Below are 15146 nucleotides of genomic sequence, written 5' to 3' on the forward strand. Positions count from 1 at the left end.
GTAGCGCACTCGTCACGTCACCGTTCGTCTCGATCCCGGAGGGTCAATGTCAGCCCTGGTCACCGTTCACACCGTCGACACCGTCACTCGGCACAAGTACGAGCGGCTGCAGTACACCGGTTCGGCCGGCGTGGTCGCCTCGCTCGAGGACGCCCGCCTCGTGGATCGATGGCGCGCCGACTACCCCGGCTGGGACGGCGAGCACTGGGCGTTCGACGCGGGCACCGACAGCCCGGGACGGCTGCGCCCGATCAATGTCGCGGCGCGCAACAACTGATCAACGCGGTGACGAGCGCCTGATCAGCGCGGTGCGCACCACATGATCAGGCGGCACCCGCGGCAGCAGCCCGATCGATGATCCGCGGGAACGGGCTCGCCGCTTCCAGCTGGTAGGCCAGGTCGAGCAGCGTCCGCTCGTCACCACGGCGCGCGGCCAGCTGGATCGATCCGGGCAGACCGCTGGGCACCAGGCCGTGCGGCAGCGAAATGCCGGGTCCCCCACCGACGTTGTTGAGCGGAGTGAAGCCGACGTAGTCGGCGAGCTTGGCGAACAGCGCGTCGAACGGCTGGCCGGGCGCGAGCTCGCCGATGCGCGGCGCGGGATGCGAGAGCACCGGGGTGAGTAGCACGTCGACCTCGGCGAAATGCCGGTCATAGGCCGCGACTCCCCCGCGCAACCGCCACGTCGACGCGGCCACCGCGAGCGGATTGCGCTTGGCCAGCCCGATCAGACCGGTGGTGAACGGGTCGAGTTTGCGCGCATCGAAGTACCCGCGGTGGCCCAGCCGGAACGACAGTGCCATCGCCGCGGCCATCACCGCCCAGTACTGCTTGAAGTCCTCGACGAAGCGCGGATCCACATCCAGCCGCATCTCGACGATCTCGTGGCCGAGACCCTCGAGTACCTTCGCCGCCGAGGCCAGGACCGCGCCGTTGTCGGCGTGCACCGGCCGGCCGAGGACATCGGCGGTGATCAGGCCGATCCGCAGCCGTCGCGCACTCGGCCCCTCGACCAGACCCACCGGCGGCAGCGCCGGATTCGCGCCGAATCGTTCCACGGCGGCCAGGTAGTGCGCGGTATCGCGGACCGAGCGGGTGACCACGCCCTCGGCGACCAGATGCACCGGCAGTTTGCGGGCGCCGGGCTGGTCGAGCAGGCGGTTGCGGGTGGTTTTCAGGCCGACGAGACCGTTGGCCGCGGCGGGAATGCGGATCGAGCCGCCACCGTCGTTGGCATGCGCGATCGGCACCACCCCGGCCGCCACGAGCGCCGCCGAACCGCCGGAAGAGGCGCCCGCCGAGTACTCCGGATTCCACGGATTGCGGGTCGGCGCGCGATCGGTGAATTCGGTGCTCGCGGTGAGCCCGAATTCCGGCAGCGTCGACTTACCGAGCACGATCACGCCCGAGTGCAGGAACTGCGCGCCGGGACCGCTGGTCACCGTGGCCGGATGCGGTGTGAACGCGGCCGAGCCGTGGCAGCTGGGCAGCCCCGCGATATCGGTGTTGTCCTTCACGAACGCGGGCACCCCGGCGAAGATCCCCGCGGCCTCGGGCGCCGACGCCGCGCGATCGAAGCACGTCACCTGCACTGCGTCCAGCCTCGGATCGACCCGCCGCGTCCTGGCGATCGCGGCCTCGAGAACCTCCGACCGGCTCACCTCCCCCGCGCGCAACGCCGCGGCGACACCGACCGCGTCCAGCGTTCCCAGGGCATCGTCGGTGAATCCGTGCACGGCAGAGCTCATATCCGCAGCGTAATGCGAGCCCGGGTCCCTTCGCAGCAGTAACGAACCTGCTGACCCTTCTCGACTATCGCATTTCTATTGATAATGGTTATCATTAGCATCTTGCTCGAGGTTGGAGGACATGTGGGACACCTGTTGATGGTGGAGAGCTGGGTCGGTTCGATGAGCACCTTGCTCCCGGCGGGAATCGAGGACAGTGGCCACGAATTCAGCTTCCTGACCCGAGATCTCGGGCACTACCTGCGGCCGGGAACACCCCTGCCGCATCCCCTGCTCGGGGCGGCCAACGTGTTCACCGCCGACACCAACGACGAGTCGACACTGCTGCCGTACGTGCGAAAACTGCAGGCGGCATTCGGTTTCGACGGCGTGCTCACCTCGTGCGACTACTATCTGCCGACCGTCGCCGCGATCGCCGCCGATCTCGGCTTGCCCGGGCCCGGCCGGACCGCGGTGGCCGATGCCTGCGACAAGTACCGGACCAGGCTGATCTGCCGTGCCGCCGGTGTCGCCGGTCCCGCCTTCGCCGTCGCGCGGGAATGGGATGAGATCGTGGGCGCCGCAGCCGAACTCGGCTATCCCCTGGTGGTCAAGCCGGTCGACCTCTGCGGCGGGATGTTCGTGCGCCGGGTCGGCGACGAGGCCGAGTTGCGCGTCGCGGTGGACGCCATCGCCGGATTCCCGATCAACGCCCGAGGACAGCACCGCTCACCACTCGTCCTGCTCGAAGAGTGCGTGGACGGGCCGGAATTCAGCGTGGAAACCGTCACCGTCGCCGGGCGGACGACGGTGATCGGAGTGACCGACAAACGGATCACCGGTGCCCCCGCCTTCATCGAGTCGGGCCACATGTTCCCCGCTGCCCTCGAGCCCGGCGATTCCACCGCGGTGGCCGAGCTGGCAGTCGCGGCGATCACCGCGCTCGGTCTCGACGCGACCGTCGCCCACACCGAGGTCAAACTCGGCGCGCACGGCCCCCGCCTGATCGAGGTGAACCCCCGCCCCGCCGGGAATCGCATCACCGAACTGGTGCGACGGGTCACCGGAATCGACCTCACCGCCGTGCACGCCGAAGCTGTCGCGGGCGGCGAGCCCGATGTCACACCCCGGGAGACCGGTATCGCCAGCGCGGCCGTCGCGTTCGCGGTTCCGACGGATACCGGCCTGCTGACCACGGTGGACGGAGCACAGAACTGGGCGGCGGACCCCAGGATCGTGGAGCGCAAACTGGCGGATCCCGGCACCGAGGTGCGTCCCGCGACCGACAACAACACCTATCTCGGTCACGTCATGGTGGTGGACGACATGCACCGCACCACCGGCGATCTCGCACAGCGGTTGATCGCCGATCTCCGTTTCGAACTCGACGCTGCGCGATGATCGCCGCCGACGTGCGCCCCGACTCCGTCGCCGAGCTCATCACGTGGGCGCGCCGGGGCAAGCTCGGACCCGAACCCGCAACCCTGCACGCGTCCACGGCGTTTCGCACCGCCTACGGCACCCGGCACGCGGGCCGCTCTCGCGGATACCGCAACGAGGTGCTGAGCCTGCGGGTCGGCGCGGCGGTGGGCTCATGTGGTCTCGAACCCGGCTCTGCCACCGACGATCTGGTCGACAGCTGTGTCGCGGCGACGATCGACGAACTGCTCGCGCATCCGGTGCCCGCGGTCCGGATCGCCGCGCTCGATGCCTATCTGATGCACGTGCGTCCGCATCCGCACGCGGGTGGCGTGCAGGGCGAACAGGTGGTGATCGAGGGGCCGACCTCGCTGACGAAGTCGCGCCGCCGGGCGAGCACCGTCGTCGACCTGCTGCCCGCCGGGGTGTCGCGGGTACTGGTGGTGGGCGTCGTCGGTTCGCTGCTCGCCGAACTGCGGGCGCGCGCCATCACGTATCTGCCGTGCGACCTCGCCGGTGGCGTCACCGAATGGGGTGAGCCGGTCTTCGAGTCGGTCGCCGACGCTCCGTCGGACTACGACGCGCTGCTGGTCACCGGAATGTCGCTGGGTAACGAGACATTCGACGAATTCCGGGCCGTGGCGAACCGGCGCGGCCTGCCGCTGGTGCTGTTCGCCCAGACCGGCAGCGCGGTGCTGCCCTGGTTCCTGGGCACGGGCGTGCACGCGGTCTCGGCCGAGCCCTACCCGTTCTTCTCCCTCGACGGCGGGCCGAGTGCCGTCGTCACCTACCGAGAGCTGTCATGACACCCCCGCAACCCGCGCTTCTGCAGTTGATCGGCGGCACGCCCGCCGTGCCCATTCCGTCCGGAAACAGCTGGTACACAGCGAAACTCGAGGCAGCGAGCGTAGCGGGCATGAAAGCCCGTGCGGCAGTGTCGATGTTGCGCGCCGCTGCGGCGAGAGGTGAGCTCGCGCCGGGCGCGACGATCATCGAATCCACCAGCGGCACACTGGGACTGGGCCTGGCGCTGGCCTGCAAGGCACTGGGCCATCCGGTGCTGCTGGTGGTCGACGACGAGCTGGAACCCGATCTGCGCGCGTTGTTCTCGGCGTTTCAGATCCCGCTCGACGTGGTCACCGCACCACACCCCTCCGGCGGCTGGCAGCAGGCGCGGCTGGATCGGCTGGCCGCATTGCTCACCGCCACACCGGGTGCGTACTGGCCCGACCAGTACGACAACCCCGACAACGCGGGCGGCTACCAGGCGATGGGCGAGGAAATCCTCGCCCAGGTCGACGGCGTCGATGTGCTGGTCGCCTCGATCGGTTCCGGCGGGCACTGCGCCGGGCTCGCCCGGGTGCTGCGCACACGGTGGCCCCGGCTGCGGGTGATCGGGGTCGACGCCGTCGGCTCCCGGATATTCGGCCAACCAGATCGCCGCCGGCTCATGCGCGGTCTCGGCAGCAGCATCCTGCCCCGCAATGTCGCCTACGCCGACTTCGACGAGGTGCACTGGGTCGACGCCGCCGAGGCGGTCGCGTCGTGTCGCCGGGTCGCGGCGGCCACCGGCATCGCGGGCGGCTGGAGCACCGGCGCCGCCGCCCTGGTCGCGGGCTGGGTCGCCGAGCGTGAACCCGACGCCCGCGTGCTGACCGTGTTCCCCGACGGGCCACACCGCTACCTGGGCACCATCTACAACGACGACTGGTGCCGAACCAACGGTCTCTTCCGCGCGCCCGCCACCGCACCCACCACGATCGCCGCCCCGGACAGCGCCGAAGTGCTCGGCTGGGGCCGATGTTCGATCGTCCGCGACCCTGCCGCTGAGGTGAGCGCGTGACCCCCGCAACGGCTTTCCAGCCCGGAACCGGCAGATGAACGGCATCGACACCTTCCGCGCGCTACCGGGCGCCGTCCGGCTACTGCTCGTGAATCATCTTGTGGGGCATATCGGTTTCTATCTCCTCGTACCGTTTCTGGCCGACTACCTCCTCGACGACCTCGCGCTGTCGGCGGCCGTTGTCGGCATCGTGCTCGGGGTGCGCAATCTCAGCCAGCAGGGTCTGTTCCTCGTCGGCGGCTCGGCGGCCGACCGGCTCGGCGCGCGCGGCGTGATCATGGTCGGCCTGGCGATCAGGGCACTCGGCTTCTCGCTGTTCGCCGTCGGCGGTTCGCTGCCGGTGGTGCTGGCGGCCTCGGTGCTCACCGGTTTCGCGGGGGCACTGTTCAATCCGGCGGTCCGCGCGTTCATCGCCCGGGACAGCGGTGCGCATTCGGCGCAGGCCTTCGCGCTGTTCAACGTCTTCGGCAATGCGGGCTCCGCGATCGGACCGGTACTCGGCACCGTGTTGACAGCGGCGGGCTTCCGGATATCGGCCCTGGTCGCGGCGGCGATCTTCGCGGTGCTGGCCGTGGTGCAATGGCTACTGCTGCCCGCGCGACCGGTGCCCGCGCACGAGGGTGGGGTCGGTACCGACTTCGCGACGGTGTTCACCGATCGCCGGTTCTGGGCGTTCACCCTCGCGCTGATGCCGATGTTCGCTTTGCAGAGCCAGATCTACTTCCTGTTCACCCTGCAAGCGCAGGACAGGGCCGGGCCCGGGCACGGTCCGGCGGCGGTGGCGGCGCTGTTCGTGGTCGAGACGATCGCCGTGGTGGCACTCCAGGTTCGGGTCACCACGGTGCTGGCGCGCCGACCACAGCGCGGGCCCGCGATGGCGCTCGGGATGGCCGTCATGGGAGCCGCGTTCCTCCTGCCTCCCGCCGTCGCGGGGGTGGTGCCGTTCGAGGGAAACAGCGTGGTGGGCACAGTGATCCGGATTGCTCCGGTGGTCGCGGCCGCGGTGCTGCTCGCGATCGGCGTGACCGCGGTGCAACCCTTCGTCAACGAGGCGATCGGCCGCTTCGCCGGAACTCGGCTGACCGGAACCTATTTCGGCGCGTTCTATCTGGCGTCCGGCATTTTCACGGTCGTCGCCACCTCGATCACCGGCGCCGTCCTCGACCACACCGGCGGCCCCCTGAGCTGGCCGCCCTCGCTGCTGTGCGCCGCGGCCGGTGTGCTGTCGGCCCTCGCGCTGCTGCGGCTACACCGCCGCAACCTGCTGCCCGGCCCCGCAGCGATCCGGCCCGAACTCGCACCGGTCGCCGACGACAACACCCCCAGCGAAAGGCGATGACTCCGATGACCATTGATCTCGCCACGCCGGGAATCGGTGTCGGCCGCGCCTACGGAAGCTGCGGCGAACTGCTCCAGGGCGTCACCGAACAGAATCGGCATTTCCTGGTCACGCTCCCCATTCGGCGCGGCACGGTGGCCGTCTTCGAGCCGGGCGGCGACCGCATAGATGTTGTGCCGGAGGGCAAGTCGAAGGCGGCGCGACTCGCGAGCGGGATGGTCGGCCGATCGCGCGTGCTGGGTGGCGGGCGACTCACCCTGCACAGCGAACTTCCCGAAGGCAAGGGGCTGGCCAGCTCCACCGCCGATCTCGTCGCCACCGCCCGCGCGGTCGCCGACGCCGAGGGTCGCTCGGTGCCCGTCGCGGAACTCGAAGCCGACCTGCGCGCCATCGAACCGTCCGACGGCGTCATGTACCCGGGCACCGTCGCCTATTTCCATCGCGAGGTGCGGTTACTCGCCCGCCTCGGCACCCTCCCGGCACTGACGATCGTCACCGGCGACGAGGGCGGCTCGGTCGACACCGTCGAATTCAACCGGGGCGAACCCGGCTTCAGCGCCGCTGACAAACGCGAATTCGACAGGCTGCTCGGCGAACTCGGCCCGGCGATCACCCACGGTGACATCGCCGCGATCGGCGCGGTGGCCACCCGCAGTGCCGTGCTGAGCGCCGCATCGCGTGACCGTCCGCATCTGGACGCGACCATCCGGGCGGCGCGCGCCATCGGCGCGGCCGGAGTCGTCGTCGCCCACAGCGGCACGACCACCGGAATCCTGCTCGCCGACAACGATCCACGTCTGCGCGAGCAGGTCCTCGCCGCGCACGAGATCTGCGCCGCCTTCGCCTGCTCGGTGGCGGTGCATCACTCGTGGCGACCCGGCACACAGCGCGTTCCCACCGTCGATCACCCACACCCGGTGACGATTCCCCGAACAGAGAGCTCTCCGCGATGATCACCGTCGACCAGATCCGCTTCGCCTACGACGGCCGAATCACGCTCGACGACATCAGCTTTGGTGTGGCACCCGGCAGCACGCTCGGACTGATCGGCCCCAACGGTTCGGGCAAGTCCACGCTGCTGCGGCTGATGTACCGGGCACTGCGCCCGGCGGGCGGATCCGTCGTCGTCGACGCGGTGCCGGTGGAGCGGCTGCGCGGGCGCGAGCTCGCGAGTCGCCTCGCCGTCGTCGCCCAGGAAGCGCCGCCGGATACGCCGGTCACCGTGGCCGAGACCGTGCTGCTCGGCAGGTCGCCGTGGGTCGGTGCGTTCCAGGGGTATTCGCGCGCCGACCGGATCGCCGCCGCGGCCGCGCTCGAACACGTGGGGGCGCGGGCGCTGGCCGACCGCCGTTTTGCGACGCTCTCCGGCGGCGAACGCCAGCGCGTCCTGATCGCCAAAGCACTCGCCCAGCAGGCCGACCACCTGCTCCTCGACGAACCCACCAACCACCTCGACATCCGCTACCAGCACGAATTGCTCACCCTGGTCCGCGGTCTCACCGCGACCACCACGATCGTGGTGCTGCACGAGCTGAACCTGGCCGCCCGCTACTGCGACCGCCTGGTCCTGCTCGACCAGGGGCGCGTCGCCGCCGCAGGCACTGTCGCCGAAGTCCTGACCCCGCGGATCCTCGAACCCGTCTACAAGATCCCCGTTCGCCGAACGTCGGCCTTCGGCGCCGTCCAACTCCTCTTCGGCCCGGCTGCCGAACCTCCCGCCACAACACTTCCGTCCGAGACCAGAGAGGCGGCCACGACATGACCGCGACCCTGGTGGCCGATCCGGCCATCGACGACCTCGATCACGCCCGCCACCGCGGCCGCGCAGTGCTGCTGACCGCCGGGCTCACCATCGCGCTCGCCTGCACGCTGGTGGTCGCAGCCGGGCTCGGGCCGGTCGCCGTCCCGCCGGGCACCGTGGCGCGGATCATCGGCCACCATGTCTTCGGTCACCCGGTATCCGTCGATTGGAGCGCCGCCCAGGACTCCATCGTCTGGTTGGTGCGGGTGCCGCGCGTGTTGCTCGGCGCACTCGTGGGCGCCGCCCTGGCGATCACCGGTGCCGTCTTGCAGACCATCGTGCGCAATGTGCTCGCCGACCCCCACATCCTCGGCGTCACCTCGGGCGCGTCGACCGGTGCCGCGGTGTATCTGCTGTTCGGGGTCGCCGCGGCGACCACCGCCACCGCCCTCGCGGCGAGCGCCTTCATCGGCGCGTTGATCGCCACCGCGCTGCTGTTCGTGATCTCGCGGATCAACGGCCAGCTCACCTCGCTGCGGCTGCTGCTCGGCGGGGTGACCATCGGCTACATCTTCTCGGCCGCGACCAGCTTCCTGATCTTCGCCTCCGACCGGCCCGAAGGCGCGCGCACCGTGCTGTTCTGGCTGCTCGGCTCGCTCGCGCCTGCCGCCTGGTCCTCGGTGGCGACCACCGTCGCCGTCGTCGCGGTGGCACTGGTCGCGGTGCTGTTGATGGCGCCCCGGCTGGACGCACTGGCCGCCGGTGACGACACCGCGCGCACGCTCGGCATCGCACCGAATCGCATTCGGCTGTGGGCGTTGCTGATCGTCGCACTCGCGGTCGGCGCGGTTGTCGCCGTCGCCGGAGCGATCGGCTTCGTCGGGCTGATCGTGCCGCACGTGGCCCGGCTGTGTACCGGTGGCACACATCGGCACCTACTCGTGGTCAGCGCGCTGATCGGCGCGCTCTTCCTCGTGATCGCCGATGTGGCGGCACGCACCGTCTTCGCGCCACGCGAACTGCCCATCGGGATCGTCACCGCCACCGTCGGCGCCCCACTGCTCCTCGTCCTGATCCGCCGCTTCCGTGCCACTGGCGAGTCCTGAAACCCGCACTCCACCCCCGCTGTCCCGGTCACGACGACCGGGCGAAATCCCCCCACCGATCGATGAGGACCACCGTGTTCACCCGTGTCATCTCCGCCCGCCGCTCCGCCGTTCCCGTACTCGCCCTCCTCACCAGCGCGATCGTTACCGGTTGCGGCACACCAGCTCCCGCTACCGCACCCTCGGCAAGCGGTTTCCCGCTGACGATCTCGAGCTGCGGTCGCGACGTCACCTTCTCCTCGCCCCCACAGCGCGTCGTCACGGTCGGTTCCATCGCCGCACCACTGATCGCGGCCGCGGGCGCAGCGGACCGCATCGTCACCCGCACCTTCGAAGCCGCCGCCTTCCCCGGCCAGTACGACGAGGCATTGCAGGGCATCGAAATCACCGCGCCCACCGCCGAACTCGCCCGCGAGGAGATCATCAGCAGGGCCCCCGACCTGGTCGTGAGCGTCGAAGGTCTCTCGGTGACCCCCGACGATCTCGCCCAGGTGGGCATACCGCTGATCGTGACCCGCGGCTACTGCCGCGACGCGGCCGGCACCTTCGAGGACGTCTTCGCCGACATCGCCCTCTACGGAAAGCTCTTCGGCACCGAGAGCGCGGCCGACACCGAAGTCACCACACTGAAGCAGCGAGTACAGGCGGTGACCGAACGGCACAGTGGCACAACGACTCCCCGTCCCGCCGCCGCGCTGATCCTGTCGCGCGACGGCGCCCAGCTCAAAGCCTATGGCGCCAAGAGCACAGTCCACGAACAGCTGAAGATCCTCGGCCTCGGCAATGTCTACGGCCAGATCGACAAGCGCAACTTCGAAGCCAACACCGAAACACTCATCGCCGCCGACCCCGAAGTGATCATCCTGCTCACCCAGGGCGACCAGACACCCGACTCGGTGCGCACCGCCCTGCGCCAACGTCCCGAACTGGCCGGGCTGCGCGCGATTCGGGAGAACCGGATCATCGTGGCGCCCTTCGGTTACACCGGGCCCGGACCGGTAGCCGTCGAGGGTCTGGAAGTGCTCGACCGCGAATTGGCGCAGCTGCGATGACCGCCACCACCGGCTACCTCGTCCGCGAGGCAGGCACCGCGGATCTCGCGGGCGCGCGCAGCGTCATGCTCGACACCTTCTACCAGGTGTTCGGCATCGGCTATCTGCCCGAATATCACCAGGACGTGATCGACCCGGACACCGCGTATCTGCGGCATCCGCGCCACCGGCTGTGGGTCGCCGCGCACGAGGGCGTCATCGTCGGCACCACCGCGATCCGGGCGCAGGGGCCCGCCCATCCCCCACATCCGGCCGAGCTCGCGCGCCGCTACCCCGACGAGACCACCGCGCAGCTGTTCCGGGTCTATGTGCGGCCCGAGCACCATCGACGCGGACTGGCCACCCGGCTCGTCACCGCGGCGGTCGAGCACGTGCGCGCCACCCCGGCTTTCGAGCGGCTGTATCTGCACACCGACGCGCGGACACCCGGTGCGCTCGAATTCTGGCTGACCTTCGGCCACATCGTGTGCGACGCCCGAGGGCCACATGGCGGCTTCCAGACGGTGCACCTGGAGATTCCGCTGGATCGCGGCGATCAACAGCCGGTCTGACGGTTCCCTGCTGGCGCGGTGACGGCATACACGGCACTATCGAACGCGTGGAACACTTGCGAATCGCGCGACGTTCGGGCGCTGTGTCGTGACCGCGCTGGCTCCCGGCGAGAACCGGCCCGCGCCCGGTGACCAACTGACCGTCACGGTCGCGAGTTCGGCGTCGGTCGACGTGTCGGCCCTGCTGGTGAACGCGGCGGGCAAGGTGCGCTCCGACGCCGACTTCGTCTTCTTCAATCAGCCGACCGGGCCGGGCGTGGTGTACCGGCACGGCAACGGCGGACCCGATGTGGTGGGCGTGCAGACCTCGGCGTTGCCCGCCGATGTGGACAAGGTGGTGGTCACCGCGAGCCTCGACGGTCGCGGACCCGCGACGTTCGCCGCCGTCGGCACCTTGACCACCACCATCGAATCCGGTTCCACCGCACTGACTTTCCCGATCCCCGGACTCACCACCGAAAGTGGTGTGGTGTGTGTGGAGATCTATCGCCGCAACGGCGCGTGGAAGGTCCGCGCGATCGGTCAGGGTTACGCCGACGGGCTCGCGGGCATCGCGTCGGCTTATGGTGTGAACCTCGACGACGAGCCCGAACCCGCTGCGGCGCAGGGTAATTCCGGTGCCGTGGCGGGCACTGCCGGCGACTCCCGAGGCGCACCCGGCCCAGGTCACCTGCCGCCGCACCCTTCCGGTTCTCACGCCCCGATGCCACCCGGTCAATTCGCGCCGCCCCCTGGGGCACCCCCTGTTCCTGGTCAGCCGGGGACGCCATCCGGCTACCCGCCCGCACCCCTGCCGGGCGCACCTGCCTACCCGGCCGCGCCCACACCGGCCTACCCGCCACCCGCCTACGGACAGCCCGGCGGACCCGCTCAACAGCCAACGTATGCATCTCAGCAAGGAGCCCAGCCCGTGCACAGCGACCTGTTCGACCCCTCGCATGCCGAGGTCAACGGCCTCGGTATCCAGAAGCAGGGCGGCAAGATGGTGAAGGTCGGCATGAACGGGGAGGTGATGGCGCGATCCGGGTCCATGGTGGCTTACCAGGGTGACCTGAAGTTCGAGGCGCTCGGCTCCGGCGGCATCGGCCGCGCCATCCGCCAGCATCTCACCGGCGAAGGCGTGCCGCTGATGAAGGTGACCGGCCGCGGCGACCTGTTCCTGGCCAACAGCGCCGCCGACGTGCACATCATCGACCTCGACGGCACCGACGGGCTCACCATCAACGGCGCCAACGTCCTCGCCTTCGACTCCACGCTGCGCTATGACATCGGCCGCGTCCAGGGCGCCGCGGGCTACGCCTCCAACGCGGGCCTGTTCAACTGCGTCTTCACCGGCCGCGGCCGCATCGCCATCACCACCCACGGCACCCCGGTCGTCCTCACCGTCGACCAGGCCACCTACGCCGACCCGAACGCCGCCGTAGCGTGGTCGTCGAGCCTGCAGACCGGCATCAAGCGCAACGACTCCTTCGGCCTCGGCCGCCTGATGGGCCGCAGCACCGGCGAAGCGAGCACCCTTGCGTTCTCCGGCCGCGGCTTCGTCATCGTCCAGCCCTCCGAACTTCCCCCGGGCGGCCTCATCGGCGGCACCGGCGGCGGCCAGCAAGCGGGCACCGGCGGCAGCATCTTCGGCTGACCCGAACACGGAAAAGGCCGATACCCGCGCGGTCGCGGGTATCGGCCTATGTCCTGCCTGCTAGTTCGCGCGCTCCTTGCGGGCCTGGCGGCGGGCCTCACGCATGTCGTTGAGTTCCTGTTCCAGGCTCTCCGCGATGCGGAACTGGCCCGTGTCGTAGATGCTGGTCGGCTCGATCGCCTCGTAGCCGAAATTGGCTTCGGCGAAAGCCTTTTCGACCCGGGCCTCGATGTCGGAGATGGCGCTCTTGCGGGCGGCGGGAACCGAATCGGTGGCCGGCTCCGGCTTGGCCGGCTCCTTGGCGGGCTCCGGTGCCACCACGGGCGCGGGAGCTGACTTCTTGGCGGTGGCCTTGTCCGCGGAAGACGGCTTGCCGATGCCGAAGCGCTTGCGCTTCTCCGGCGAGCGGCCGTTGCCGTTGGCAACCGGCTCGGTGGGGGTCCAGGCGGGTTCGCGGGTGATCGGCGTGGTAGCGGCCGTTTCGGTGGCAGCGATCGCCTCGGCGCGAGCTGCGCCCGTCATCGGCGGGGTGTAGGTGAGGCGGATACCCTCGGTGGCCTGGCGGCCGAGGATGTTGTCGGCGGGGTCGGGCAGGTCCCTGACCTGGCTGGTCGCGCGGGTGATGGCCAAGCCGTACCGGGCGCTGACCGCGTCGTGGATCAGTAGCGCGACACCGATCATCACCGGCGCGACCGCGTGCACGGCAACGTCGTACCACCGCCCTTCCCGCACGTAGGGATAGGTGTTGAGGGTGACGGTGAGCCCCAGCAGCGCGAGCTCGGCGAGCGCGACCTGGCGGCGGTTGTCGATCACGCCCCACTCGGCGACCTTGTTCGTCCCGACCATGATGATGATCAGACACACGCTGATCATCGCTTCGAGCAGATAGCTGAACCAGAACAGCGGATCGCTCGGCCCACCGGGCGCGATGTTCTGCTGCACGTTCACCGCGGACCACAGCATGCCCGCGCCGACCACGCCGGCCAGTGCCTTCAGCGACCACGACCGGTGCCGGTACAGCGAAGCGAGCTTCGCGTGCGGGCTCGATTCGCGACGCTGGGACGCCATCGCCTTCCTGGCGAGCAGCAGATCTCGCATGTCGGCCTTCTCGATCGCTTCGGTGGTCTGTCGGCTGCGGTCCGATGCGGACGCCATCGCCTGGGTGTGCTTCCAGCGCTGTTCGCGATCCTGTTCACGGATGCGTTCGGCGAGTTCGCGTTCGGCGCGCAGCTCATCTTCGGAGAGCGCGTCGGTGAGGGCCGGATCGAATTGGTAAGCGAGACGCCCGCGGGCACGTTCGACTCGCTGGGCGAGCTGGCTGACGTCGTCCTCGAGACCGGATTCGATCGTCATGCCAGACCACCGCCCCGGGCGCGCGAAGGCAGGCAGGTGACCACAGGTGTGAACGGCACGGACCATTCTTACAGCATGTCTGGAAACTCCGATAGTTTTCAGGCACCGCCCTTCTCGGGCGTCGTCGGGCTGACAGTATTTGCTGTCGCCGCTATTGCCGACGGGGTGGAGGTCGCCCGCTGCGATACCGCTCCTGAACCGTTGGCCGCTGGGCTGAGTCAGGAACGACACCTGGCGAAGTCGTTTTCTCGCAAAACGGTGCTCTGCCTGTGGAACGATCAGTGCGGCCCTGTCGTTGGCGGATCGAGTGTTCCTCTGCGAGTGTGGGTTCAGCGCAGATCGTGACCACAACGCGGCGCGGTCGATCCCGACCCAACCCTGGCAATCACTGTCTTCGCGCGGCTCATGACGGTGCGCCGGATGCAGATCGGACGATTCGGTAGTCAGGCTGACCCGGGCAGAGTCACTGACCGCGCTGTGTGTGGTCACCGACCCGGACAGACGCCCGCCCGGTTTTCGCCTGGATGCTGCGGAGCCGAAACGACGAGACAGTTTTGCCCTTACTGTCGAAACGGGGAAACCCGATCCGCTTACATTGCGGACCGCGTTCGACAGTCGTGTGGCGGCTCATCATCAGCGAGTGTGACACAGGCCACCGACATCACACTGAACGCGCAGCCACAGGACAGTTCCAGGTTTCAAGTGCGCTCAGAGCAGACATCGCGAGGTGACCTGCGTTGATTTCGCGAACACTTGTCGGAGCTCCGTGTCATGCTGTGCGCCACCACTGGGGAGTGGGTGGACTGACTCGAAGGGGACGAGCATGTCTATGGAGGGAACGGTGTTGTCGCCCGCGCCGCATTGCGAGCCGCGGTTGGAGGGTGGGGAAGAGGTGCCGCGTTCTGTCGCCGTGAATACCGCTGTGCCTCAACGGATTACTGGTTCCGGTCGCCCGAGGGCCGCGGGCGGAACGCCGGCGAGTATCCGCAGGGCAGTGCGCGCCTCCTGCACGCAGGCAGCGCCGACCGGCGAATCTGTAGCGACCGCAAAGCGATTCGCCGAGCAGGTGCTCCGGCTGCTCTTGGAGGTGGTCGATCGGCGCAGATCGTCGACTCACCTGCGCGCTCACACAGACGCGCGAGTACTCGCCGCCATCAACACCATGCTCGCGCAGGACTTGGTCCCCGGCCGGGGCTTGGGCAGCGCCACCCTGACCCGCGTGAAACTGACCGCGACACAAGACGGTGCCGCCGAAGTCTTCGCTTCGTATCAGCGTGGGCCGCGGACTCTCGCTATCGCCGGCCGCATCGAGTCGACCAAGGACAGCTGGCGCTTGGTCGCGGTGCGGATGTTCTGATCGCCACCGACGGTCGAAGCGT

Annotated in this window: 14 protein-coding genes and 1 pseudogene; 13 read left to right on the forward strand and 2 right to left on the reverse strand. The window is 69.3% G+C overall.

All coding sequences use genetic code 11. The annotated features are described in order from the left end of the window. Positions 1–46 precede the first annotated feature (46 nt). Positions 47–277, forward strand: coding sequence for a hypothetical protein (locus ACFVVI_RS12330; protein WP_378994717.1), 231 nt, complete (start codon positions 47–49; stop codon positions 275–277). A gap of 46 nt (positions 278–323) precedes the next feature. Here the strand turns inward: ACFVVI_RS12330 and ACFVVI_RS12335 are convergent, their stop codons facing one another. Then, positions 324–1748 (reverse strand): amidase, encoded by a 1425-nt coding sequence (locus tag ACFVVI_RS12335; protein WP_387445331.1) that lies wholly within the window; start codon positions 1746–1748, stop codon positions 324–326. A 102-nt stretch (positions 1749–1850) separates the two neighbouring features. On the opposite strand from ACFVVI_RS12335, the gene ACFVVI_RS12340 reads away from it, so the two are divergent. From ACFVVI_RS12340 to ACFVVI_RS12385, 10 genes are all read left to right on the forward strand, one after another. Then, positions 1851–3128 carry an ATP-grasp domain-containing protein gene (locus tag ACFVVI_RS12340; RefSeq protein ID WP_387445333.1) on the forward strand — a complete coding sequence of 426 codons (1278 nt, stop codon included), beginning with the start codon at positions 1851–1853 and terminating at the stop codon, positions 3126–3128. Beyond that, positions 3125–3952: a hypothetical protein gene (locus tag ACFVVI_RS12345; RefSeq protein ID WP_387445334.1), complete on the forward strand. Its 828-nt coding sequence runs from the start codon at positions 3125–3127 to the stop codon at positions 3950–3952. The genes ACFVVI_RS12340 and ACFVVI_RS12345 overlap by 4 nt, the downstream gene beginning before the upstream one ends. After that, a complete protein-coding gene (locus ACFVVI_RS12350; RefSeq protein WP_378994726.1) occupies positions 3949–4989 on the forward strand; it encodes a PLP-dependent cysteine synthase family protein in 1041 nt (346 codons plus the stop codon). The genes ACFVVI_RS12345 and ACFVVI_RS12350 overlap by 4 nt, the downstream gene beginning before the upstream one ends. 34 nt (positions 4990–5023) lie before the next feature. Beyond that, positions 5024–6328: an MFS transporter gene (locus ACFVVI_RS12355; protein WP_387445336.1), complete on the forward strand. Its 1305-nt coding sequence runs from the start codon at positions 5024–5026 to the stop codon at positions 6326–6328. Between the two features lie 5 nt (positions 6329–6333). Next, a complete protein-coding gene (locus ACFVVI_RS12360) occupies positions 6334–7281 on the forward strand; it encodes a hypothetical protein (protein ID WP_387445338.1) in 948 nt (315 codons plus the stop codon). Beyond that, positions 7278–8090: an ABC transporter ATP-binding protein gene (locus tag ACFVVI_RS12365; protein WP_387445339.1), complete on the forward strand. Its 813-nt coding sequence runs from the start codon at positions 7278–7280 to the stop codon at positions 8088–8090. The genes ACFVVI_RS12360 and ACFVVI_RS12365 overlap by 4 nt, the downstream gene beginning before the upstream one ends. Next, the gene (locus ACFVVI_RS12370) at positions 8087–9175 is read left to right on the forward strand and encodes a FecCD family ABC transporter permease (RefSeq protein ID WP_387445340.1); all 1089 of its coding nucleotides are present in this window, start codon (positions 8087–8089) and stop codon (positions 9173–9175) included. Before ACFVVI_RS12365 ends, ACFVVI_RS12370 begins: the two co-directional genes overlap by 4 nt. A gap of 74 nt (positions 9176–9249) precedes the next feature. Next, complete coding sequence (locus tag ACFVVI_RS12375) at positions 9250–10227, forward strand: ABC transporter substrate-binding protein (protein WP_387445342.1); 978 nt, start codon at positions 9250–9252, stop codon at positions 10225–10227. Further along, complete coding sequence (locus tag ACFVVI_RS12380) at positions 10224–10778, forward strand: GNAT family N-acetyltransferase (RefSeq protein WP_387445343.1); 555 nt, start codon at positions 10224–10226, stop codon at positions 10776–10778. The genes ACFVVI_RS12375 and ACFVVI_RS12380 overlap by 4 nt, the downstream gene beginning before the upstream one ends. Before the next feature lie 88 nt (positions 10779–10866). Next, positions 10867–12414 (forward strand): AIM24 family protein, encoded by a 1548-nt coding sequence (locus tag ACFVVI_RS12385; protein WP_387445345.1) that lies wholly within the window; start codon positions 10867–10869, stop codon positions 12412–12414. Positions 12415–12474: 60 nt separating this feature from the next. Here ACFVVI_RS12385 and ACFVVI_RS12390 read toward each other — a convergent pair whose 3' ends face one another. After that, positions 12475–13767: a hypothetical protein gene (locus ACFVVI_RS12390; protein ID WP_378994743.1), complete on the reverse strand. Its 1293-nt coding sequence runs from the start codon at positions 13765–13767 to the stop codon at positions 12475–12477. A gap of 265 nt (positions 13768–14032) precedes the next feature. Here ACFVVI_RS12390 and ACFVVI_RS12395 point away from each other — a divergent pair. Beyond that, a pseudogene (locus ACFVVI_RS12395) lies at positions 14033–14176 on the forward strand (zinc ribbon domain-containing protein); the annotation flags it as partial. 585 nt (positions 14177–14761) lie between these two features. After that, positions 14762–15124 carry an Rv3235 family protein gene (locus ACFVVI_RS12400; protein ID WP_387445347.1) on the forward strand — a complete coding sequence of 121 codons (363 nt, stop codon included), beginning with the start codon at positions 14762–14764 and terminating at the stop codon, positions 15122–15124. Positions 15125–15146: the final 22 nt, after the last annotated feature.

It is taken from the genome of Nocardia sp. NPDC058114 (genome assembly GCF_042884695.1).
In the GTDB taxonomy this organism is placed as follows: Bacteria; Actinomycetota; Actinomycetes; order Mycobacteriales; family Mycobacteriaceae; genus Nocardia.